This is a genomic window from Arthrobacter sp. P1_B3 (genome assembly GCF_056406615.1).
Genome location: NZ_JBFTZV010000015.1, coordinates 98,109 through 121,031, shown reverse-complemented (window position 1 = coordinate 121,031; position 22,923 = coordinate 98,109). Strand labels below are relative to the sequence as shown.

Below are 22,923 nucleotides of genomic sequence, written 5' to 3'. Positions count from 1 at the left end.
GGATCCGCCGGTCTCCCAGCCGGCCGGGCTCTCCCGCCAGCCCGTGGTCCACGAGGTGACAGCCCCCGCGGCCCCGGCATCGGCCGCGGACTGCTTCCGGGTCCGGTCCACAGCCGAAGCCGCCACCAGCTGCAGAAACTCCACCGTGCGCGAGAACTCCTCCACCCGTCCGGCGAAGTCCGACGCGGCTCGGAATCCCCACGACCCCGCGTCCTGTTCCGCCGTCGCAGTCAACGCCTGCAACGCGGTCAGCGCGCCGTCCAAGCCGTCAATCCCGTCCACACTGGGTTGCTGGACCGGGGCTGGGCCCCGGTCCGTGTCCTGCCCTTCTTCCTGGCAAGCAATGAAATCCCTGACGGCTTCCATAACTAGAGTCTGACAAAGGGGTGTGACATTTTTAGCCCGCTCATGGGTAGGACCGGAGGCCCGCCGATTTCCTGCCACCGGGCAGTACTCAGGAGACGGGATTCAGGACTCGTGGCCAGCCAAACTGGGTGCGGACTCCCGGCGAATACAGCACGGACTCCGGTGGTCCAGCGACATGGATGCCGGCCGCGCCGACGAGGTCGTCCTGAAGTAGGGTCAATTGCGCCCGGTACAACGGCCATGCACTGTGCGTATTGGGGATGTACAGGGTCCGGTTCTTGAATCGAGAATGCAGGCCGAACCGTGCCGTGAGGTGGATGGACAGCGCGTCGGTCGCTTCGTCGTCGGGCTTCGGGACGACGGCGAAGTCGCTCCGGGCGCCGCCCCGGAATCGGCGCACGGAATACCCAGCGGTCCCTCCGGCTCCGGCCGACCCAGCGGCAGCGAAAGCGGTGCGCCCCTCGGAATCCAATGCGGAATCCGGAGAATGAAGGAAGCTCGTCCGCGACCACACATAGGGAATCCCGGCCGCCCGCGCTGCCAGCACCACTGCCAAGCGTGAAGCATCCAGACTGCGGAAAACCACACCCCGAGCACCGTCCGGCTCCCGGGAGTAGAGGCGCACGTTGATCTCGTTGAAGCTTCCGAAATAGGGGATGCCAGGACCGCGGCCAAGCCCGGCACGCTGCATGCGGAAGCCGATCAGCCCCACCCAGGCCGATCCGTCGAAGATGTCCGGCGCGACGCCCGGTGGCATGTACGCCGCCGCCACTGCCTCAGGGATGCGCCAGTGCAGGAAGACTGCGTCCATCCATCGCTGGTCCATAATGATCGGCGCCGGAAGCTCGGGTGACTCCGGCCAAGGATCTACGTCCAATCGGATCAGCTCCCTTCGGTTGGCAGGGTGAGTCGCCATGGTGAGTCGCCATGGTGAGAACGTCAGGAAAACACGCCGGTCAGTTCAGTGCCCGGGTGCCTTCAGGAAGAGACCCGCCTGCTAGCAGCGCCGCCGTCGCGTCGGCCAACGCCGTCAGCGCCACGCGCTGGGTCCACGGGCCGTAGGAAATGCGGGCAACGCCAAGTTCCTGCAGTTTGGCCGGAGCCAGTGAACCGGGCACATTGATGACCGACACCTTGTTCCAGCCAATCCCTTCCACCAGCGCGGTGACGGTAGCCTCGTCCAGCAGGCCCGGCACGAACACCGTGGTCGCACCCACTTCGAGGAAGGCACGGCCGCGCTCAATGGCATCGGCCAGTACCGCGGCAGGGTCCCGATCCTTGCCCTTCAAAAAGGCGTCGGTGCGGGCGTTGAGGACGAACTCGATCCCCTCAGCCTCGGCTGCACGCACCGCAGCACGCATCTGCGCAACGGCATCGGCGAGCGGGCGCATCTGGTCTTCGATGTTGGCTCCGACAGCGCCGGCCCCGATCGCCTTGCGCACCGTTTCCCCGGGGTTCCCGTAGCCCGCTTCGAGGTCAGCGCTGACGGGCAGCGACGTAGCGGCGGCAATCAGCCCGACGGCGGCGATCATCTCGTCCACCGGGATCTTCTCGCCGTCTTCGTAGCCGCGGGACGCTGCGATGGAGTGGCTGGCCGTGGCCAACGCCTTGGTACCAGGAACGTCGCCGACCACTTTCGCGGTGATCGCGTCCCAGACATTGATGACTTGGAGGATCTCCGGGGCTTGGTGGAGACGGAGCAGCTCGGTGGCTTTGGAGGCACGGGAACGCGCGTAGTCAGTCATGGCGCGAGCCTAGCCGGGCGCCGTGCCACCCGGAAGGGTTTCAGCCAGCCGCGGAAGAGTCGGAGGAATGCTCGCGCTTAGTCTGCCAGGGCCAGCGCCCGGTGATTTCAAGCTCGAGCGAGAAGCTCAGGAAGGTCCGAATGAGCACAATAATGGCCAGCACGCCGACGCCCTCGAAGGTTGGTGTGACGGCGACTGAACGGATGATGTCGGCCGCGACGAGCAGTTCGAGCCCGAGGAGGATGGAGCGGCCCAGCAGTTGCCGGTAGGAGCGGTAGACGGAGAGTCGCGCGGAGCCGGCCGGCAGGCGTTCCGGCTGGAATCCCCGCAGCGCCATGGGGATGGACACGAGGGCGCCGATTACCATAACGGCCACCCCGGCGAAGTCCATGAAGCGGCCGGCCGTCTCGATAATGTGCTGAAGATCCATGGTTCCCCTCAGAGAAGTGGGTGGTGAATTTCAAATCAGGACTTACGGGTGCCGGACGCCTTTGCCGGCCAGAACGGCCCGGTAGCCTTCTCGGAAACTTGGGTACTGCAACTCGAAACCGGTGCTGCGGAGCCGTCCGTTGCTAGCTCGCTTGTTTCCGCCCCGCGACGGTTCGCCGCCCGACGCCGGAGGCCTGCCCGCCGAAGTGCCCCCCGCCGAAGTGCCGCCCGACGCCGAGACCCCGCCCGCCGAAGCGCCGTCCGCCGCGCCAGCAGAGTCCGACGCCGGCCGGGGGAGTCCCAGCTCCGCGGCCAGGAAGCCCAGCACCTCGCCGAGCTCGGCCGGTTCGTTGTCCACGCCCAGATACACGGGCGCGGGAACCGTGTCCATAGTGCACAGATGGACGATTGCCGCGGCGGCGTCGTCGCGGTGGATACGGTTGGTGAAGCGCGACGCGGCGGGAATTACCGCGCTTCCGCCGCGCACCTGGTCGATCAGTCGCGTCCGGCCGGGGCCGTAGATCCCGCCGAGCCGCAGTACCACGGGGGTGATGCCGGTGCCGCGCAGACGGCTGTTGAGGAGTTCCTCTGCCTCGCGGATGATGCGGCCCGAGAACCCGCCGGGTTCCGGCGTCGTGCGTTCATCAATCCAGCCGCCGCCGGCGTCGCCGTAAACGGCCGTCGAAGAAACAAACAGGATCCGGCGGACACTTGCCCCGGACGCCAGGACCGCGTCCAGCACGTTCGACAGACCGTCCACGTAGGCAGCCCGGTAGGCATCCTCAGTCGGGGCATCCGCGGCAATCGCGACGACGACGGCGGTGGTGTCCGCCGGGATGGGCGGCAGCTCACCGGAGCTCAGGTCAGCGGCGACCCCTTCGATGGCGGCCGGAAGTTTCTCCGGCGACCGGCGCCACCCCACCACGCGGTGGCCTGCAGCCGCGAAACGCAGCCCGGCCTCGGTGCCCAGATCGCCGCAACCGGCCAGCAGTACAGTCATAGGGCCAGTCTGCCAGCCTTCGGGAAGCCCTACGGACAGGCGTGAGGAATTCTTGGATCCTGGCGCCGCTGAAATTCCGGGCCCGCCGCTGAAATTCCGGGCCCGCCGTCCGTCGGGCAGGCCGACAGGTTTGCTCACCCTTCGACCGGTGCCATCCGGTAGCCAACGCCCCGTACCGTGCGGATGAACCGCGGTTCGCGGCCTTTGTCACCAAGCTTCTTGCGCAGGTTGCCGATGTGCACTTCCACGAGGTGCTCGTCCCTGGGCCATTCGGTGCCCCACACATGGGTCAAAAGTGCCTTCCGGGTCCACACCCGCCGAGGCGCTCGGGCCAGGGTCTCCAGCAGGTCAAATTCGGTGCGCGTCAATTCCAATTCGACGCCGTCAAGGGACGCCGCACGGCCTTGGACCTCGACAACTAGCGGCCCGTGACGGACGACGCCGTTGGCATCGGCATGCCGGACGTCGGTACCTGCCGCTGAGGTGGACTCGGGCGACGAATGGATGGACATGCCGGGCGAGGCGTCGTCCGCCCGGCGTCGCAGGGCACCGGGCAGGTGGTGTGTCTCAGGCGCTGAGCCGCCGGGCGCGGCCACCATGAAATCCGTGGCGCGGCGTCGCGGCGTGGGACGTTGAGGGGTTGGCCGGTGACGCCGCATCACCGCGGTCACACGGGCCTGGACGGAGCGCGGGCTGAACGGCTTGCGGATGAAATCATCCGCACCGATCTCCAGTCCTATCAACTCGTCAACCTCGTCCGCCCGGGCCGTGATCATGACGACATAGGCGTCGGAGAATTTGCGCATCCGGCGGCACACTTCCACGCCGTCCAAATCGGGGAGGTTCAGTTCCAGCGTCACAAGGTCCGGCCGATGTTCCTGGATGTTCAGCATGGCTTCGGCCCCGGAACTAGCCTCAAAAACGGCGAAGCCCTGCATTTCCAGTGTCCGGCGGATGAGGAGCCGAACATCACCGTCATCATCTACAACCACAGCGCGGAGCTGCCCCGGTGATTCCAACATGACTCCAGCTTCCAAGACCAAGAGACCCGTGTGTCACAGTCACCCCACACGCCACAGGCTGTGACGCAAGCCACAGGAGCAACAGTTGGACTCAGGCTAACACGGTTTTCTTGAGCAAATGTTGAAGTTTTAGCCGGTCGTGGTTTGAAGCTGGACTGCCAGAGTTGAAGCTACAAGTCCAGCCGCTCGGACAGAAAGCGCCATCAGTGCCGGACGCGTTCGGCGCCGGCCAGCTACCTCGCCGGATCCGGCGTCGTCCGTCTACCGCGCCGGAACCGGGAAGAAAGCCCGCGGGTCCTGCATCAGAGCCGGGTAATCGAAGGCGGAGCGATCCACGATCTCGTCCACCTGGAAGTTCCGGGCGAAGTGGCCGTCAACGGTGATCGGACGGCCCAGGACCTTGCCGATGGCGAAGGAGGTGCCGCCGTTGACCGGGATGGCAACCACGGAGTTGCCGGGAAGGGTGGTGAACGCCTCTTCCTGCTGCTGGCGCTTGCGGGTGGGCTTCTTGACGAGCTGCTTCGGGGGCAGCTTGCGCACCTTGCCCGGGCGGCGGGAGCCTGATTCGGCGTAGACGAACTGGTAGTCGTCGTCCGCGGGGGCCTTGGCCCGTCCCACGGGCGGCAGGCTGACAGTCTTCAGCTGCTCGGGCTCGGTGTCGCCGAGCGGCAGGCGCAGGACCCACATGCGGTCCCCGGCAGGATCCTCGGGCACAAGCTCGTGCTTCGGTTCGGGCCAGACGTACTCCAGGTCCGGGTCCGTGCCCGGGAATACCTGTGTGTAGAACCGCGGATCTTTGGCGATCAGCCGGGACCGGTGGCTAAGGTGGAAATCCGGATTGCCCAGCCATGGCGGCATCGGGATCTTGGCGGCGTAGTCGGGGTGCGCAGCCTGCGGGGCGAACTCCATGATCTTCTCGCGCGTGGTGTCCTCGCCGCCGCGGGCCGTCCATTCATCCACCATGGCCAGCCCGTACATTGTCAGCGCGGGAACGTACCCCATCCACATCCGGACAGCCGGGTGCGACTGCCAGCCGTACTCCGGGATCACCAGCGCACGCAGGATCTGCAGCGCCTCAACACGCTGCTTGCCGAGCCGCTCGCGGTCCAAAACCGCGGCGCTCTGCTGGAAATCGGGGAAGGGGAGGAAGGTCTGCATCTCTCCAGTTTGAGGCCACACGACGAAACCACCAATTGCACAGGACCGTGCGTGCGCATGTTCACATTTTGGAATGAAGCAGACATCTCATTACGGAGGGGCGTAATATAGCAGGACCCCATCAATGTCGCCCGGAGGACACGCCATGAATCCAGCCCCTGTTGTGCCGTTTGTGCCGAAATACGGACAACTGCTCGGCCCGGAAGCGAACGGCATTCTGGTGCTCGAGGAAGTTATTCTTGACCCGGTGGCAGCCCTCAAGGAACAGCACGGGTTCCGCGCCGCAATGGCATCGTTTGCACTGACCATGCGGCGGATACTGGCGCTGCGCCTCTGCATCGCCGTTGTGGCGATCGCCAACCTGCCCCTCTTTCTGCTCAACACGGGCTGGTGGATTTACGCGGTCTCACTGACCCTGGTGGTTGCAGTCCACGCCGCGGTGTCCTGGCTGAACCGTCAGGAGCCGCGGATCCGGCAGCGCCGCATGCTGGAACTGCATCTGCACCGGGAGCGGAGCGACAATTACCGCAAGGTCCGCGACGCCGTGAAGTACGTCATTGACGCCCCTGCCCGGATGAATGAAAGCCTCTACCTTGAGCTCCTCGCCGCGAAGCGGGTAGCCCTGCACTTGGCCATGGGCACGGTGGCCGTGCTGGACACGAGCGACGACGCCGCGTGGAAACTGCAGATCGTCCGCGAACTCCCGCAGGCTGCCTGAGCCGCACGTCTAAGGCCGCAGGGCTCACCGATTACAGCGCGACCCGATTACAGCACGACGCCGGAGCGACCCCTCGAGGGAGCGCTCCGGCGTCGTTGTTTAACGGTGTAGCCCTATCCGGGAAGCTGCAGCACCTGGCCCGGGAACACCAGGTTGGGGTTGCTGATGGTCGCCGTGTTCGCGTCGGCCAGCGAGTGCCAGCCTCCGGCGATGTTGAGCTTCTCGGCGATTGTGCTCAGGGTTTCGCCGCTCCGGATGGTGTATGTCTGGCCACTGACGGATACCGGTGCAACATGGCGGGGTGCCGGGACGGTTGCCCTGGGGGCCGCCTGCCGGGCAGGCACCTTGGCCGTGGCGGGAACCGCGGCGGGCTGTCGTGATGTGGTTGCGCTCTGTGGAGCCGCGGCGCCGCCGCGCAGGCCCAGTTTCGCGGCGCAGGCTGGCCACGCGCCCCACCCCTGGCTGGCCTGCACTCTCTGGGCGACGGCGATCTGCTGTTCACGGCTGGCGTTCGCCGCGGACCCCGTGCCGCCATGGGCCGCCCACGTGCTGGCGCTGAATTGCAGCCCGCCCGAGTAGCCGTTTCCTGTGTTGGTGGCCCAGTTCCCGCCACTTTCGCATTGAGCCAGCGAGTCCCAGGTGGAGGCGGGGGCTGTGGCCGGGACGGCCGCGTTAGCGGCGGAAGCGGACAGCGCGACGCCTGCGATGGAAACAGCCGCCAGGGTGATGCCGCGGCGCGCGGCAGTGCCATAGGTTGATTTCTTCATGATTTCAGATGCTCCTGAGGGCCACCAGCGCTCGGTCCGTCCCCGGACGTTGTCGCACCACTGCCCGCCCCTGACAATAGAGGTCATTTGCGGTGTCTACCGGTCGGGCAGTATCTGGTGGTGGTAGCACCGGGCATGCAATACCCGGTTGCCGGGCATGCACACTAGGCTAAGCCAGCCCCCTTCCGTTATCAAGACGTTATTTTTGCTGTTTTTGCCGTTACTATCGCGTGGTAACCCATCGCGTCGGGGCCGATATCGCCGCTCGCTGCCTCGTAACGGATGCTTGCGGACACAATGGCGTAGATCAGTCGCCGAGCATCGTGGCCAGGTACGGAGCGGTCCGGCTGTCTGTGGACCTCGCGACGGCGGCGGGGGTCCCGATGGCGATGATCTGGCCGCCGGCGTCGCCTCCTGCCGGGCCGAGGTCGATCACCCAGTCCGCTGCGGCCACCACATCCATGTCGTGTTCCACCACAATGACGGTGTTGCCTGCGTCCACGAGCCGGTGCAGCTGGGCCATGAGGAGCTGGACGTCGGCCGGGTGCAGCCCGGTGGTGGGCTCGTCCAGCAGATAGAGGGAGTGGCCCCGCTGGGCACGCTGCAGTTCGGTGGCGAGTTTGATGCGCTGGGCCTCGCCGCCGGAGAGCTCGGTGGCCGGCTGGCCGAGGCGAAGATAGCCCAGGCCCACTTCGCGCAGCGTTTGCAGGCTGCGCGCCGCTGCCGGCACTCCTCCGAGGAACTCTGCGGCGGCATTGACCGTCAGGCCGAGAACTTCTGCCACGTTCTTGCCCTTGTACGTCACCTCCAGGGTTTCCGGGTTGTAGCGCGAGCCCTGGCACTCCGGGCAGGGGCCGTAGCTGCCGGGCAGGAACAGCAGTTCGACGGCGACGAAGCCCTCACCCTGGCAGGTCTCGCAGCGGCCGCCGGCAACGTTGAAGGAAAAGCGCCCTGCGCCGAAGCCCCGCGCCTTGGCCTGGTCCGTGGCCGCGAATTCCTTGCGGACCGCATCGAAGAGTCCGGTGTACGTGGCGAGGTTGGAGCGAGGGGTTCGGCCGATCGGCTTCTGGTCCACCTTGACGAGCCGGTCCAGCTGGTCCAGCCCGGACACGGGTCCCACACTGAGCGGGCCCGTGGACTCGCCGGCCTGGGACTCCAGGTCCTCAACAGGCGGGCTCGCCTCGGCGCCGGATTCCGGGTGCAGCCGGGCACCGACCACCTCGGCCAGGACCTGGCTGACCAGCGTGGACTTGCCGGAGCCGGAGACGCCGGTGACTGCGGTCAGCACGCCCAGCGGGAAGTCGGCGTCGAGTTCGCGCAGGTTGTGCCGGCTGATGTCGCGCAGCTCCAACCAGCCGGCGGCATCCCGGCGGGGGCCGCTGGCGGCAGAACCGCCGCCGTCGTCCGTCATGACGGCAGACTTTCCGGCAGGGCCGGCTGAACCGTTCGGGAACAGGAACGGCCGGGTGACGGACGCGTCCACCTCGGCGAGGCCGGCCACGGGCCCGCTGTAGAGCACTTCGCCGCCGCCTTCACCGGCGCGGGGACCCACATCCACCAGCCAGTCCGCGCGGCGGACGATGTCCATGTTGTGCTCCACCACGAACACCGAATTGCCGGAGGACTTGAGCTGGTCCAGGACCGCAAGGAGCGGCTCGGCGTCGGCGGGGTGCAGGCCGGCGGAGGGCTCGTCCAGCACGTAGATCACACCAAACAGGCCGGAGCGGAGCTGGGTGGCGATCCGGAGCCGCTGCATTTCGCCGGGGGAGAGTGTAGGAGTGGACCGGCCCAGCGCGAGGTAGCCCAGGCCTAGATCCAGCAGCACGGTGACGCGCTGCAGCAGGTCCCGGGTGATGGCGACGGCCACCTCGTTGCCCTCGCCGGAGGACTGCTTGCGGGAGGCGGTCCCGGCCTCCGTGAGCTCGGTGGTGGGGCGGATAATCTCGGCCAGTTCCGTCAGGGGGACGGCATTGAGGTCCGCGATGGTGCGCCCGGCGAAGGTGACGGCGAGGGCGGCCGGGGTCAGGCCGCTGCCGCCGCACACCGGGCAGGGTCCGGTCTCCATAAAGCGCAGCACGCGGTCGCGCATGGTGGTGCTCTTGGAATCGGCGAGCGTATGCAGCACGTAACTCTTGGCGCTCCAGAACCGGCCCTTGTACGGCTTGGCGACGCGGTCGCGCTGGGGCGTCACTTCCACCACAGGCTGTTCCTCAGTGAACAGGATCCAGTCGCGATCTTTTCTCGGCAGCTTCCGCCAGGGGGTATCGACGTCGTGGCCCAGGTGGGTCAAAATGTCGCGCAGGTTTTTGCCCTGCCACGCCCCGGGCCAGGCGGCGATGGCGCCGTCGCGGATGCTTAGCGAGGTGTCCGGCACCAGGGAGGACTCGGTGACGGTGTGCGCGATCCCCAGGCCGTGGCACGCCGGGCAGGCGCCGGCGGCCGTGTTCGGGGAAAACGCGTCCGAGTCCAGCGGGCCGGCGCCGTCGGGATAGCTGCCGGCGCGGGAGAAAAGCATGCGCAGCGAGTTGGACAGCGTGGTGAGCGTGCCCACCGTGGAACGCGAACTCGGCGTCCCGCGGCGCTGCTGGAGCGCGACGGCGGGCGGCAGCCCGGTGATCATTTCCACCTTGGGGTTGTGCCCCTGCTGGATGAGCCGGCGGGCGTAGGGGGCCACGGATTCGAAGTAGCGGCGCTGCGCCTCGGCATAGATGGTGCCGAAGGCAAGGGAGGACTTGCCGGAGCCGGAAACGCCGGTGAAGGCGACGATCGCATCGCGGGGCACGTCCACATCCACGTTGCGCAGGTTGTTCTCACGGGCACCGCGAACCCGGACAAAACCGTCCGTCGGATTGCCGGGAGCCAGATCGTGAACTACATCCCGATCGGTCGGGCGCGGCAAATCGGAAGCATGCTGTTTACTTTGCATTGGTTCGACTCTATCGGTGATGCCAGCGGGCGGGCATATCCTTACCGGATGGAAACGTACGACGGCGAGGCCCAGTTGACAGCGGAAGAGCCGGAAGAATCGGAAGAACCGGAAGCCGGCGAACCCCTCCCGCTCCCGGTCGCCGAACTGCACCTGCATATTGAAGGAACCCTGGAACCGGAGCTGATCTTCGCGCTGGCGGAACGCAACGGGATCGAACTGCCCTATAAGGACCTGGAGGAGCTGCGCTCGCGCTACGAGTTCACGGACCTGCAGTCCTTCCTGGACCTGTACTACGCCAATATGGCCGTGCTGCAGACGGAGCAGGACTTCGCCGACATGACCCGGGCCTACCTGGCCCGGGCGGCGCTCGCCGGGGTCAGGCATGCCGAGATCATGCTGGACCCGCAGGCCCATCTGTCCCGCGGGGTATCCCTGGAGACGTGCGTCAACGGCGTGGCCTCGGTACTGGCCGGCTCACGGGAAGAGTTCGGCATCTCCACCCTCCTGATCGCGGCCTTCCTGCGCGACCTCACCGAGGAATCCGCCCTTGAGGTGCTGGAGCAGCTGCTTGCCATGGACGCTCCGATCGCCGGAATCGGGCTCGATTCCGCCGAGGTGGGCAACCCGCCGGCCAAGTTTGAGCGGCTCTTCGCCAGGGCCAAGGACGCCGGGCTGCACCGGATCGCGCACGCCGGCGAGGAGGGCCCGCCGTCGTACATCATTGACGCGCTGGACATCCTCGAAGTGGAGCGGATTGACCACGGCATCCGGTGCATGGAAGACCCGGAACTCGTGGAACGGCTGGTGGACGAGCTCATGCCGCTGACCGTGTGCCCGCTGTCCAACGTCCGGCTCCGGGCGGTGGACACCCTGGCTGAGCACCCGCTGCCGGCGATGCTCGCGGCGGGGCTGAACGTGTGCGTGAACTCGGATGATCCCGCGTATTTCGGCGGGTATGTGGACGACAACTTCGCGCAGCTGCAATCGGTGATTGGCCTGTCCGAGTTCGACTGTGTCCGGATGGCCGCGAACTCGATCCGTTCGTCCTTCGCGAGCGAGGAACGCAAGGCCGAGCTCCTGGCCGAACTCGCCGCGTCGGGGCACTAAAATCACAGTTGCCCTATCACTTATGGTCGCTAAAACGGGGGCAAAGTCAATCAGTGGGAGCAACGCGTGGGGTTCAGGCTGCGTGTAGCAGCTGGTTCAGCCGGTTGGCTGGGGTCTGCAGGTTGAGGGTGGGCCGGGGTCGGCGGTTGAGTTTTGCGGCGACCTGGCGGAGATCCTCCGGGGTGTGGACCGAGAGGTCCGAGCCTTTCTCGAACCAGAATCTCAGGAGCCGGTTGGTGTTCTCGTTGGACCCGCGCTGCCAGGGTGAGTGCGGGTCGCAGAAGTAGAGCGTGGTGTCGAGTGCGGTCTGGATCCGGGCGTAGTCGGCGAGTTCGGTGCCGCGGTCCCAGGTGATCGAGCGCCGCAGGTGGTCCGGGAGGTTGCCCAGCTCCCGGATCATCGCGGCAGCGACGGTGTCCGCGGTGTGGTCCCCGGGCAGGTGGAGAAGGATCGTGAACCGGGTCGAGCGTTCCACCAGGGTGCCGATCGCGGTCCCGTCGCAGCCGATGATGAGGTCCCCTTCCCAGTGTCCCGGGACGGCCCGGTCCCGGGCCTCGGCCGGGCGCTCACTGATCTTGAACGCCTCCTTGTAGGGGCTGTTCTTGTGCCGGTCCGCGGTGTGGGGAACGCGTTGCTTCCGCTTCAGGCTGAGCTTTTCGGCCAGATCCGCGCGCAGAGCTCCGCGGGTCTGAACGTATAACGCCCGGTAGATCGTCTCGTGGCTCACCTGCATAGTCTGATCACCGGCGAAGTAAAACGCCAACATCGATGAGATCAGTTTCGGGCTCCACCCCTCATCCATCCACACCCCGATCAGCCGGCAAAGCGCCTCGTCCTCGACCAGTCTCAGCGGCTTGGGCCGGCGCCGGGCCTGATGGCCCTTCGTATGGGCCACCGAGGCGTAATACACCCCGTCCGCCCCGGTGTTCCGGTTCACCTCGCGCCAGACCACCGACTTGTCCCGGCCGATCGCCTCGCCAATCCTGGCGTAACYGAGCCCGCTGCGCCGGCCCATCTGGATCATCCCCCGCTCAGCCAGGTTCAACGCCCGCCCGCCCGGCCCCTCCGGGAAAGGGGCCGGATCCGAAAGACCCCCGACGGGTCCCATGTCCACAGTCATCATCTGGCCAGACTGGGCCCACCAGTTCCTCCCGGTCCCATGCGTGGCCCCGACACACCGGGCGGCAGCAAGAATCGACATCCCCGAGCACACCAGATCAAAGAACTCAGTGCGCGCATCCAGGGAAAACACATTGACCATCAAACGCTCCATCAATCAGAGCGTTGCTACGACCATATGAATTTGCCGGGCGGTTGGGAACCATAACTGATAGGGCAACAGCGCAGCGTTGGGGGTCTGGGTGACCCCCGGTGGGCGGCTTAGACGTCGATCGAGTCCATGTGCGGGTACCGCGCTCCGGCTGCCGCCCCGGCCGGAGCGAGTTCGTCCAGACGGTTGAGGTCCTCGGCGGAGAGTTCGACTTCGGCAGCGCCCAGGTTCTCCCGCAGGCGGTCGCGCTTCTTGGTGCCAGGGATGGGAACGATGTGCTCGCCCTGGGCCAGCAGCCACGCCAGTGCCAGTTGCGCCGGGGTGCAGCCCTTCGCGTCCGCCAACTCCGTGACCCGACCCACGAGCTGCAGGTTGCGGGCAAAGTTCTCGCCCTGGAAGCGCGGGGAGTGCCGGCGGAAATCGTCCGCCGGGAAATCTTCCAGGCTGCGGAACTGGCCGGTCAGGAAGCCACGGCCCAGCGGACTGTAGGGGACAAAGCCGATGCCCAGTTCCGCGAGGACCGGGAAGACTTTGGTCTCCGGCTCGCGCTCCCACAGCGAGTATTCGGTCTGCAGGGCCGTGATGGGGTGCACCGCGTGGGCCCGGCGCACGGTGTCGGCGCTGGCCTCGGACAGGCCAAGGTGCCGGACTTTCCCGGCCTGTACCAGCTCAGCCATGGCCCCGACGGTTTCCTCGATGGGGACGGTCTTGTCCACCCGGTGCTGGTAGTACAGGTCGATGTGGTCCACGCCCAGCCGCTGCAGGCTTGCATCGCAGGCGGCGTGCACGTAGTCGGGGGAGCCGTTGATTCCCACCCAGGATCCGTCGGGCCGGCGTTCGTTGCCGAATTTGGTGGCCAGGACGACGTCGTCGCGCCGGCCCGCGATGGCCCGGCCGACAAGCGTCTCGTTGGTGAACGGGCCGTACATGTCAGCCGTGTCGAGCAGGCTTCCGCCGGCGTCGAGAAAGGCCTGTATGGTGGCGATGGATTCGGTTTCCTCGCCGTGGCCGTAAAACTCGCTCATGCCCATGCAGCCCAAACCCAGGGCGGAGACGGTGAGCGAACCGAGCGTGCGGGTTTTCATAGGTATCTCCTCGATCAGAAAGGTGGGAGCGGCCTCCGCCGCCTCGTGCACCGGGGCGGGACGCAGTTGGCCGATGGCCACTCTAGGCCTATCCGTCCGGGGACACAACGGAAGCCCGGCTCACCCTTGCAGGAGGATGCGCCGGGCGGCGACCGCGCGGCAAAGTGCAGATATGACGAAGACTCGGGAGCCGCGCAAGGGCTGGCTGCGCCGCTCTATGCCCGGACTCGATGTCGCCGCGACGTATCAGAAGGACTGGTTTGGCAAGGACATCATTTCCGGTGTCGTCCTGACGACGTTGTTGGTTCCCCAGGGCATGGCCTACGCCGAGCTGGCAGGGCTGCCCCCGATCACCGGGCTGTACACCAGCATCCTCTGCCTGCTCGCCTATGCGGTGTTCGGTCCGTCCCGCATTCTCGTGTTGGGACCGGATTCTGCGCTCGGGCCCATGATCGCCGCGACGGTCCTGCCGCTCGTCGCGTCCGACGGCGACCCGCAGAAGGCGATCGCGCTCGCGTCAATGCTGGCCCTCATGGTCGGCGCCATCATGGTCCTCGCGTCCGTGGCCAAGCTCGGCTTCATTGCCGACCTCATCTCCAAACCGACCATGATCGGCTACATGAACGGCCTCGCCATCACCATCCTGGTGGGCCAGTTGCCCAAGCTCTTCGGCTTCAAGGTGGACAGTGAAAGTTTCCTCGGTGACCTCGTCGGCTTCGTCCAGGGCGTGGCCAACGGCGAGACGGTGATCGCCGCCGCGGCCGTCGGTATTAGCGGAATCGTGCTGATACTGGCTCTGCAACGGTGGCTGCCCAAGGTCCCTGCGGTGCTGGTCATGGTGGTCCTCGCCATCGCGGCGGCGGCGGTGTTCGACCTCGCAGCCAAGGGCGTCTCGCTGGTCGGGGAACTCCCGCAGGGCTTCCCGCCGTTCACCATCCCGCAGGTGGACTTCGCGGACCTCGGACTGATGTTCGCCGGGGCCCTGGGTATTGCGTTGGTGTCCTTGACGGACACCATCTCGACGGCGACATCGTTCGCCGCGCGCTCCGGCCAGGAAATCCGTGGCAACCACGAGATGATCGGGATCGGTGCCGCCAACCTGGCCGCTGGTCTCTTCCAAGGCTTCCCGGTCAGCACCAGCGGCTCCCGGACCGCCGTCGCCGAACGTTCCGGCTCGAAGACCCAGCTCACGGGGGTGACGGGTGCCGTGCTGATCCTGCTCATGCTCGTGCTGCTGCCGGGGCTGTTCCGGAACCTGCCACAGCCGGCTCTGGCGGCCGTGGTGATGACGGCGGCTGTTTCCCTCGCCGATATTCCTGGAACGTTGCGTCTCTTGCACCAGAGACGAACCGAGTTCTACCTGTCCCTGGCCGCCTTCCTCGGAGTGGCGTTGCTGGGCGTTCTGCCCGGCATCGGCATTGCGGTGGGGCTGTCCATCCTGAACATCTTCCGCCGGGCGTGGTGGCCATACGAGACCGTGATCGGGCGGGTGCCCGGCTATGAGGGGTTTCATGACGTCAACGTCCACCCGGACGCGAAGCACCTGCCCGGCCTGGTGATCTACCGGTGGGACGCTCCGTTGTTCTTCGCCAACGTCAGGCCGTTCCGCGACAACATCCGGCACTTGGCACGGACAGAACCCAAACTGCAGTGGATCATCATCGCGGCCGAACCGATCACGGACGTGGATACCACCGCCGCAGACGTCTTGCTCGATCTGGATGTCGAGCTGAACGCCCAGGGTATCTCCCTGGTGTTCGCCGAGCTCAAGCACCGGACCCGGGACAAGATCGAACGCTACGGACTGACCCGCGAAATCGAGCCGGAGCATTTCTATCCCACCACCGAAGCAGCGGTAGCTGCCTACATGGCCAAGACCGGGGCTCAGTGGAGCGCCGAGGAGTGAGAATTACGTGGGCACCACGGTCCTGGACGTCGACGTAGTAGCGGGTGCCTAGGAGCGGGCGTCCTGGCGCTGCTCGGCCGGCACGCGGGCGCTGCGGGTGATCCACCAGCCCAGCGCGGCCATCGCCAGTCCGATGGGAATCCCGTACGGTGGCAGGCCCACGTTGAATCCCAGGGCCCCGGCGACGACGAACGCCGCGCCGGCCCACGCCGGGAACATGTGCGTCCGCCAGCCCACTAGGCCGAAGATAATCCAGCCGAGCGCAAACAGCACGTAACTGGAGAGTGCGCCGATGACCAGCATGCCGGACCCGCCGGCGAGGATGGCGCCGGGCGCAGTTTCGGCAATCCACGGACCGGCAAACCCGTCGAACCACATGTTGCCCGCCATATCCATGGTGCCGATGAGGGCTCCGCAGAATCCGACGGCGCCGAGGGCACCGGCGCTGTCCGCGTACCTCATGTAGACGGACACCAAGGCGAGCATCAGCCCGATGAAGACCACAAAGTAGAACGCGTTGGACAGCTGGAACGGAGTCTGGCGCATCATTTCTATTCGCTCGAGGCTGTGGTCGGCCGCGAGCAGGCGCCAGACGTCCTCGGCGGCGAAGGCCAGGCCGGCTGCCAGGGCAATGGGCCCGGCATGGGACGGCAGGGGTGAGGACATGGTCCCTCCTTAGCGGTGGATTGGATCTGATCCGGAACGGAGCAGCACTGAGTCGATGGCGGAGGCAGGCGCCGCGCGCCAGGCACCCCGGTCCAGGAGAACGGTGGTGAGGACTGCAAGGACCACCACGGCGAAGTAGATCAGTTCCGCCCGGTCAGCCTCGGCACCGGAGAAACCGAAGGAACCCACGGTGAAGGTGCCCTGGCTGTTGTGGAAGAGGAATGTGAGCAGCACGCTGCCGCCGGTGCGGTTGAACAGCCACACGTAGAGGAAAGTGATGGCGAAGGTGGTGGGCAGCCCGATCAGGCTGAGCTGCCCGAACAGGACCAGCGGAAGGTGCCAGAGAGACACCACAACGCCGAGGAGTGCCGCGGACCGCAGCGGAGTCCACCTGGCCTGGAGCAGGGGCACGGCATAGCCGCGGAACCCCGGTTCCTCTCCTAGGGGGCCGTCCATCGGATTGACCAGGCGTACGGCAAAAACAGCCAGGAGCCCCGACCACGTCACCTCTGCCAGCCCGGGAGCCGCGGCGCCGAGGGCCATGTTCGCGAATCCGGTGAGCAGCGCCAGCATTGCCGGGAGGAGGAGCGCCACGGCGTACCAGGCCCAGCCCACCCGCCACCTGATCAGCCGCCGGGCCCACACCCGGAAGCCAGCTCTGCCCTCGGCGAGCCCAATGATGATCAGTGCCGCCACGAGTGGACCGACCGGCAGGAACTCGAACTGCGGCATTAGGCCTGCCGCATAGAGCGGCCAGGAGCACCACGAAATCGCGAAGGCCAGGACAAAGAACGCCGGGAGGCGGTGGCGCTGCAGCCAGACCTTGAAACGAGGCATGACGGCTCCTGAGGAACAGGGACGAATACGGCTCATTGTCCGCTCGCGGGCGCCCCGAATCCAGATCTGCCGAATCCAGCACTGCCGAAACGGGCATGGCGGCCAAGAGTACTCCGGCGCCAGGCTACTCGCGGGTAGCGGTGAGTTGGTAACTCGCGCGCTCCGCTCGGCCCTGTCATAGTGGGTCACGACACACAGAGTTAACCGGATCCGCTCGCAAAAACCATCATTTCCTTGGCAAAATGCAGGTGGATCAATTGCTTCTAAAGGAGACCCATGGGCGCGAACACCGCGGAAAACACCAACCTTCGGCTCAAGGCCGTGCTGGATGTCCTGTCAGAGGAGGCGTGGACTGGCGCGAAGCCGAACGCCGGAGCCGTACTGGGCGAGGCAATCGCACGGGTACCCCTCAACGACCAGGAGTCCGAACTTCTCAGCGGCGGCATTCCCCGCGGCCACAAGACGCTGACCACCGCCACGGCCAAGCTGGTCAAGGCCGGCTGGCTGGTCAAGGGCCGCTCCGGCTGGTCCATCACCGACGACGGCCAGCGCGCCACGGTCGCTTTCGCCGAGCCTGCCGCCTTCGCTTCAGCGCTCGACGCCGGCACTCCGGTTCCGGCGGGCACCCCGCTGCCGTCTGCTCCCGTGGCAAAGCCGGCGAAGCCGGCGAAGGCAGCAAAGACAGCGGCAACGCCGGCCGCCAAGGCCGAGGAAGCGCCGTCGAAAGCCGGCAAGGTTGCCGGCAAGGCCGCCAAGATCGTCGAGGAAGTTGTGGCGCCGGTGGCCAAGGCGGTGCGGAAGCGCAAGCCCGCTGCGAAGGCACAGTCAGCAGAAGCTACGGCAGAAACCGCGGCAGCGGCAGCCCCGGCCGTCAGCGTCGAAACCATCGAGCAGCCGGAAGCCGTCGCGGTTGCCGGTGACTTCAACGTCCTGATCGGCGCGCCCGCCAACTGGGCACCGCAGTATGACGAAGCCCAGATGGAACTGGACCAGGCGGACCAGCTCTGGAAGATCGCCGCGGACATTCCGGCCGGCTTCTACACCTTCAAGATCGCCCTGAACCGCTCCTGGGACGAAAACTATGGTGCGTTCGGCGTCTTCGACGGGCCCAACCACGAGGTCCACCACGGCGGCGGCCTCCTGGTCATTCAGTACGATCACCGCACCCGGGACATCGTCCTGCGATAGGCACCGACCGCCAATCATCCTGCCGACGCGCAAATGACCCTGCGACACCCGAATTCGGGTGACGCAGGGTCATTTGCGCGTCGCGGGCGGATTTGCGCATCCTGAGCCCGCCGGACCTAGCATTGCCTCATGGCCACCGTCGAGCTTGCGGGCCTGCGAATCCGCTACCAGCGTGCCGGCCACGGGCCACCGCTGGTCCTGCTTGACGGCTGCTAGAACCGGGTCGGGTCCGGCCGCGGCGGCACCGGGCCGGGATCCGGAATCGGGAGGGGATTGGGCGTCGGGAACGGACCCGGTGCCGGTGACGGTGTGGGCGCGGGCCCGGGGACCGGCTCAGGCCCCGGAACCGGTGGTGGCGTGACCGGGCCAGGTTCCGGCGGGAACGGGTCCCCGGGTTCCGGCGGCGGCGTCGTGGGGCCCGGTTCCGGCGGAAACGGATCGGGTTCGGGCGTCGGGGGAATAGTCATGTCTGGCTTCCTTTCTTAGCTGGCGTTCCGGATACGGCAATCACGCGCCGCTGCGCCGGCGCAAGACCAGCAGTTCCCAGGGCCTCAGGCGCATCGCGCCCGCGGCAGAGCTGCGCACGGCACTCGCGGCTGAACCGCCGTCCCGCGCGGCAGCGCCGGCGTCGGAGGGGTAGTTGCCCAAGACCAGCTCCGCGTCATGCCAGGTCTGGTCCCCGAGCTGGGCGTCGCGCTCTTCGCCGGAGAAGTTGCCCAGAACCAGAATCTGCGTGCCGTCTGCGGGGCTGCCGGGGGAACCAGCTGAACCGGAACCAGCCAGGGCCCGGGTGAAGGCGTAGACGTGCGGGTCATCGGGCAGGAGCATGGTGAAGTCCCCGTGCGAGACCACCGGCTCCGCATGCCGCAGCGCTATCACCTTGCGGTAGAAGCTGTAGACCGAGTCCGGATCATCCATCTGGGCGGCGGCGTTGATGTGGTTGGCATTCGGGTTCACCGCGATCCAGGGAGCGCCGGTGGTAAACCCGGCGTGCCGGGAGGCGTCCCACTGGACCGGGGTCCGCGCGTTGTCCCGGTTCAGCGGCGCGAGCGCGGCGAGGACCTCGGCGTCGGTGTGGCCCAGATGGGTGGTGGCTTCGCGGTGGTGGTTGAGGACCTCGATGTCGCGGTAATCGCTGATCGCGCCGAACGTCATGTTGGTCATGCCCAGTTCCTCGCCCTGGTAGACGTAGGGCGTGCCCCGGTGCAGGTGCAGGATGCCGGCCAGCATCTTGGCTGAGTGCTCGCGGTACTTCCCGTCGTCGCCGAAGCGGGACACGGCGCGGGCCTGGTCGTGGTTGCCCCAGTACAGGCTGTTCCAGCCGGTCTCGGCCAGGCCTTCCTGCCAGCGTCCCAGGGTCTGCTTCAGCTCGGTGAGCAGGAGCTTCTTGGGCCGCCATTTGTCGCCCTCCTCCTGGTCCAGCGCCACGTGCTCGAACTGGAACACCATGTCCACCTCGGCCCGGGCGGGGTCGGTGTACAGGACGGCGTCCTCCACGGTCACGCCGGGCATTTCGCCGACGGTGAGCAACCCGCCAGTTCGGCTGGCGAAGACTTCCCGGTGCATCTCCTGCAGGAATTCGTGCATGCGCGGGCCGTCGATGTAGAACGGGCTGCCGTCGCCAAAGAGCTTGCCGTCCGCGACGGGCCCGTCCGGGAGCGAAATGTCCTTGGAGATGAAGTTGATGACATCCATCCGGAAGCCGTCCACGCCCCGGTCCAGCCACCAGTTCATCATCTCGTAAACCGCCGCGCGGACCTCGGGATTCTCCCAATTCAGGTCCGGCTGCTTCTTCGAGAAAATGTGCAGGTAGTACTCCCCGGTGGCCTGATCGAACTCCCACGCGGGCCCGGAGAACGCCGAGCCCCAGTTGTTCGGCTCCGCGGCGGCGGCCGCGCGTCGTTGGGAGGCCCGGGCGTCCACCTCCCGGGGTGGCCGCCACCAGTACCAGTCGCGCTTCGGGTTCTCCTTCGAGGACCGGGACTCCACGAACCAGGGGTGTTCATCCGAGGTGTGGTTGACCACCAGGTCCATCACCAGCTTCATGCCGCGCGCGTGCAGCCCGTCGGTCAGTTCCCGGAGCTCCTCGAGAGTGCCGAAGAGCGGATCGACATTGCGGTAGTCGCTGATGTCATAGCCGTTGTCGTCCTGCGGCGAGGTGTAGATCGGGGAGAGCCACACGACGTCGACCCCCAGCCGCTGCAGGTAGTCCAGCTTGCTGATGATGCCGCGGAGGTCGCCGATGCCATCGCCATTCGAATCGGCAAAGCTGCGCGGATAGATCTGATAGACGACGGCGCGTTGGAACCAGTCGCGGGCAGTCGCCTTTGGTGTTTCCGCGGGGGCTTGTTCGACCGTCATGGGGGACTCCTCAGCTGGTCCTGCAGGCTATCGGGACAGCGCGTTGCTGACCCGCCAACGTCTGATTATTGACCAGTTGGAGAGGGGTGGGAAGACCTGCCCGGTCCTGCTGTCCGGCCGAAGTCGTCCGGCCGGACAGTCCGGACTTGGCTAGTTCTGCGAGGCGATGGCGTTATCGCGGTCCTCGAAGACGTCTTCGCCGGGACCGGAGAAGGCTTTGGAGCGCTGGATCGCCTCGATGGACCCGGTGAACAGCTGGGAGTCTTGGGGGTCTGCGTGCCGGGGGTGCTCGCCAGTGGCAGCATCCTTGCCCGGTCGCTTGGATTCCGTCCCGGCGTCGAACGCGGCGGATCCCACCGCCGACGGCAGCGATTCCAGGCGCACGTGGGGGAGCGCCGTCGGGTGGTCCTGCTGCAGGAACAGCACCAGTTCCTCACGGATCAGGCAGCGGAGGTCGAACAGGGAGGCGCTGTCCGCGGCGCTGACCAGGATGCGCACCCGGACAAAGCCGGCGGTGGCGTCCGTGATCTGCAGGATCCCCACCCGCTTGTCCCACAACGGGGTCTCGGCCAGGACCTTCTTCAGCTCGCCGCGCATCGCCTCGACAGGAGCGCGCCAGTCGAGGTCGAACTCCACGGTGCCCATGACCTCGGACTGCCGCCGGGTCCAGTTCTCGAACGGGGTGGTGGTGAAATACGTCGATGGCAGGATCAGCCGGCGGTCGTCCCAGATGTGGACCACCACGTAGGTCAGGGTTATCTCCTCGATCCGGCCCCATTCCTTCTGGACGACCACCACATCGTCCACCCGGATCGCGTCCGTGAAGGCGAGCTGGATGCCGGCGAAGACGTTCACCAGGGAGGTCTGCGCGGCGAGGCCGGCCACAATCGAGATCACGCCCGCGGAGGCAAGGAGCCCTGCGCCGAGGGCCTGGATCGCGGGGAACGTCAGCATCATGCTGCCCAGGGCCACCACCACGATCAGTGCGACGCCGATCCGCCGGGCCAGGATCACCTGGGTGCGCAGCCGCCGGGCGCGGCGGTTGTCCGCGACATCCACCCGGTACCGGGTCAGGACCATCGCCTCGATGATGAGCAGCATGGCGACGGCCAGCCAGGCCAGGGACGCGATGAGCGCAATCAGCAGCAGATGGTCCAGGCCGTGGCGCCATTCAAAGTCCCCGGTGCTTGTGGCCAGCGCGATCCTGACGGCGATCAGGCACAGCGACAAGCGCAACGGCAGCCGGGCCACGCGGGACGTCTCGCGCAGTTCGGGCTTGCTGCGGTTGAGCCGGAGCACAATCTTGCGAACCAGCCAGGACAGGACGAGCCCGGCAACCACGGCGAGGGCCATGGCCAGGAACGGCATTGCTTGTGTCAGGAGCTCTTGCATTAGTTAAGCTCTAGCAAGCTTCCGTGGGCAATTGAAATCGGAAGGATGTCAACGTGTGTCCGATCACGCCGCTACAGAACGCCGCTACAGAAGGTGGCGGGCATGGCACGCAGCGGCGGGTTATGGCACCCTCCGGCCGCCAACTCGGGACTTTTGGCCCTTGCTTTGGCGTCCAGACGCTCCACAATGGTCGAACCACTTGAATCCCAGGGGGAGGGTGACATGCGTCGACTCTCGGCGTTCGGCACGGCAGCATCGGCCGGTTTCTTGGTTGCGGCACTGCTCGGCGCCTGCGGCGGCCCCGCGGGCCCGGGCCCGACGTCGCCGTCGATGCCCTCTGTGCCCCCGCTGACGTCCGCGCCCGGCGCAACTGATGTTCCGCCGACGGAGGCGCCGTCGACGCCGGCCACGCCCGCGCCGACGGCAGAGGACTGGAAAACCGTCAAGACATCCGACGGGCAGCTGGAGTTCGACCGCCCGGCCGAGTGGACCGTCAAGGACCGCGGCGCCGAGGCCGCGCCCGGCGGGGTGTTCCTGGAGGTCCTCACCGCGGACGGCAAGTCGCTGGCCACGCTGCGGACCAATGTGGTCACGGGCTCGGAATGCACGCAGCGGATCCCCTACTCGGTGCTCGATCTGGTGCCCGTTCCGGCTTTGGTCCAGCAAGGGGTTGAGCCGCACTTCATCTTTGAGTTGCGCCTGTATCCGGCAGAGAAGGACCCCATGAAGGCCAATGTCATGGCCTACGGCATCAGCTCGGCACCGAAGCCGTCCGGGCCAGATGCCTGTCCGATCTTCCATTTCTTCACCTGGCCGCCCAGCGGAGCGTCGTTCGGAGGCGTCTACAACCCCTTCGACACCAGTCCGGGCAACGAGCCTTTTGTCGACACCCCGGAGGCGTACCTGGAGACCTCCGAATACAAGGACATCAGGAAGATGATCACCTCGCTGCGCCCGGCGGGGCAGTAGGGCCGGCC

The 22,923-nt window shown here is 66.7% G+C and carries 19 protein-coding genes and 1 pseudogene; 5 read left to right on the top strand and 15 right to left on the bottom strand.

The window, feature by feature from the left end; translation table 11 throughout:
• The 7 genes and pseudogenes from AC1D2F_RS15915 to AC1D2F_RS15885 form a co-directional block, all read right to left on the bottom strand.
• Positions 1–366: pseudogene (locus AC1D2F_RS15915) on the bottom strand (HNH endonuclease signature motif containing protein); the annotation flags it as partial.
• Positions 367–454: 88 nt separating this feature from the next.
• Positions 455–1,177, bottom strand: coding sequence for a YqjF family protein (locus AC1D2F_RS15910; RefSeq protein WP_476967149.1), 723 nt, complete (start codon positions 1,175–1,177; stop codon positions 455–457).
• Between the two features lie 145 nt (positions 1,178–1,322).
• Entirely contained in the window at positions 1,323–2,111 is a 789-nt protein-coding gene (locus AC1D2F_RS15905; protein ID WP_229996209.1) for an isocitrate lyase/PEP mutase family protein, read from the bottom strand.
• A gap of 40 nt (positions 2,112–2,151) precedes the next feature.
• Positions 2,152–2,541 carry a DUF1622 domain-containing protein gene (locus tag AC1D2F_RS15900; protein ID WP_364747680.1) on the bottom strand — a complete coding sequence of 130 codons (390 nt, stop codon included), beginning with the start codon at positions 2,539–2,541 and terminating at the stop codon, positions 2,152–2,154.
• Between the two features lie 42 nt (positions 2,542–2,583).
• Entirely contained in the window at positions 2,584–3,540 is a 957-nt protein-coding gene (locus AC1D2F_RS15895) for an NAD-dependent epimerase/dehydratase family protein (protein WP_476967148.1), read from the bottom strand.
• 134 nt (positions 3,541–3,674) lie between these two features.
• Positions 3,675–4,562, bottom strand: a complete 888-nt coding sequence (locus AC1D2F_RS15890; RefSeq protein WP_476967147.1) for a response regulator transcription factor — start codon at positions 4,560–4,562, stop codon at positions 3,675–3,677.
• A 261-nt stretch (positions 4,563–4,823) separates the two neighbouring features.
• Entirely contained in the window at positions 4,824–5,720 is an 897-nt protein-coding gene (locus tag AC1D2F_RS15885; protein WP_476967146.1) for an MSMEG_6728 family protein, read from the bottom strand.
• Positions 5,721–5,865: 145 nt separating this feature from the next.
• Here AC1D2F_RS15885 and AC1D2F_RS15880 point away from each other — a divergent pair, with 145 nt between their 5' ends.
• Entirely contained in the window at positions 5,866–6,438 is a 573-nt protein-coding gene (locus AC1D2F_RS15880; RefSeq protein WP_364747686.1) for a hypothetical protein, read from the top strand.
• A gap of 113 nt (positions 6,439–6,551) precedes the next feature.
• Here AC1D2F_RS15880 and AC1D2F_RS15875 read toward each other — a convergent pair whose 3' ends face one another.
• Together AC1D2F_RS15875 and AC1D2F_RS15870 are read right to left on the bottom strand one after the other, a co-directional pair.
• Positions 6,552–7,205, bottom strand: a complete 654-nt coding sequence (locus AC1D2F_RS15875; RefSeq protein WP_476967151.1) for a transglycosylase family protein — start codon at positions 7,203–7,205, stop codon at positions 6,552–6,554.
• 307 nt (positions 7,206–7,512) lie between these two features.
• Complete coding sequence (locus AC1D2F_RS15870; RefSeq protein ID WP_476967145.1) at positions 7,513–10,131, bottom strand: excinuclease ABC subunit UvrA; 2,619 nt, start codon at positions 10,129–10,131, stop codon at positions 7,513–7,515.
• A gap of 48 nt (positions 10,132–10,179) precedes the next feature.
• Here AC1D2F_RS15870 and AC1D2F_RS15865 point away from each other — a divergent pair, with 48 nt between their 5' ends.
• On the top strand, positions 10,180–11,241 hold the full coding sequence (locus tag AC1D2F_RS15865) for an adenosine deaminase (protein ID WP_229995961.1): 1,062 nt from the start codon (positions 10,180–10,182) through the stop codon (positions 11,239–11,241).
• Positions 11,242–11,314: 73 nt separating this feature from the next.
• Here the strand turns inward: AC1D2F_RS15865 and AC1D2F_RS15860 are convergent, their stop codons facing one another.
• Positions 11,315–12,502, bottom strand: coding sequence for an IS30 family transposase (locus AC1D2F_RS15860; protein ID WP_476967144.1), 1,188 nt, complete (start codon positions 12,500–12,502; stop codon positions 11,315–11,317).
• A 119-nt stretch (positions 12,503–12,621) separates the two neighbouring features.
• On the bottom strand, positions 12,622–13,596 hold the full coding sequence (locus AC1D2F_RS15855) for an aldo/keto reductase (RefSeq protein ID WP_476967143.1): 975 nt from the start codon (positions 13,594–13,596) through the stop codon (positions 12,622–12,624).
• Between the two features lie 172 nt (positions 13,597–13,768).
• On the opposite strand from AC1D2F_RS15855, the gene AC1D2F_RS15850 reads away from it, so the two are divergent.
• Positions 13,769–15,502: a SulP family inorganic anion transporter gene (locus AC1D2F_RS15850; protein WP_476967142.1), complete on the top strand. Its 1,734-nt coding sequence runs from the start codon at positions 13,769–13,771 to the stop codon at positions 15,500–15,502.
• A 48-nt stretch (positions 15,503–15,550) separates the two neighbouring features.
• Here AC1D2F_RS15850 and AC1D2F_RS15845 read toward each other — a convergent pair whose 3' ends face one another.
• Complete coding sequence (locus AC1D2F_RS15845) at positions 15,551–16,168, bottom strand: hypothetical protein (protein WP_229995958.1); 618 nt, start codon at positions 16,166–16,168, stop codon at positions 15,551–15,553.
• A gap of 9 nt (positions 16,169–16,177) precedes the next feature.
• A complete protein-coding gene (locus tag AC1D2F_RS15840; RefSeq protein WP_364747696.1) occupies positions 16,178–17,005 on the bottom strand; it encodes a CPBP family intramembrane glutamic endopeptidase in 828 nt (275 codons plus the stop codon).
• Between the two features lie 276 nt (positions 17,006–17,281).
• Here AC1D2F_RS15840 and AC1D2F_RS15835 point away from each other — a divergent pair, with 276 nt between their 5' ends.
• The gene (locus tag AC1D2F_RS15835) at positions 17,282–18,193 is read left to right on the top strand and encodes a pullulanase X25 domain-containing protein (RefSeq protein WP_229993874.1); all 912 of its coding nucleotides are present in this window, start codon (positions 17,282–17,284) and stop codon (positions 18,191–18,193) included.
• 507 nt (positions 18,194–18,700) lie between these two features.
• Here AC1D2F_RS15835 and AC1D2F_RS15830 read toward each other — a convergent pair.
• Entirely contained in the window at positions 18,701–20,554 is a 1,854-nt protein-coding gene (locus tag AC1D2F_RS15830) for a glycoside hydrolase family 13 protein (RefSeq protein WP_476967141.1), read from the bottom strand.
• 150 nt (positions 20,555–20,704) lie between these two features.
• Positions 20,705–21,946: a mechanosensitive ion channel family protein gene (locus AC1D2F_RS15825; RefSeq protein ID WP_476967140.1), complete on the bottom strand. Its 1,242-nt coding sequence runs from the start codon at positions 21,944–21,946 to the stop codon at positions 20,705–20,707.
• 222 nt (positions 21,947–22,168) lie between these two features.
• Between AC1D2F_RS15825 and AC1D2F_RS15820 the strand changes: the two genes are divergently transcribed.
• Positions 22,169–22,915 (top strand): hypothetical protein, encoded by a 747-nt coding sequence (locus AC1D2F_RS15820; protein WP_476967139.1) that lies wholly within the window; start codon positions 22,169–22,171, stop codon positions 22,913–22,915.
• Positions 22,916–22,923 lie beyond the last annotated feature (8 nt).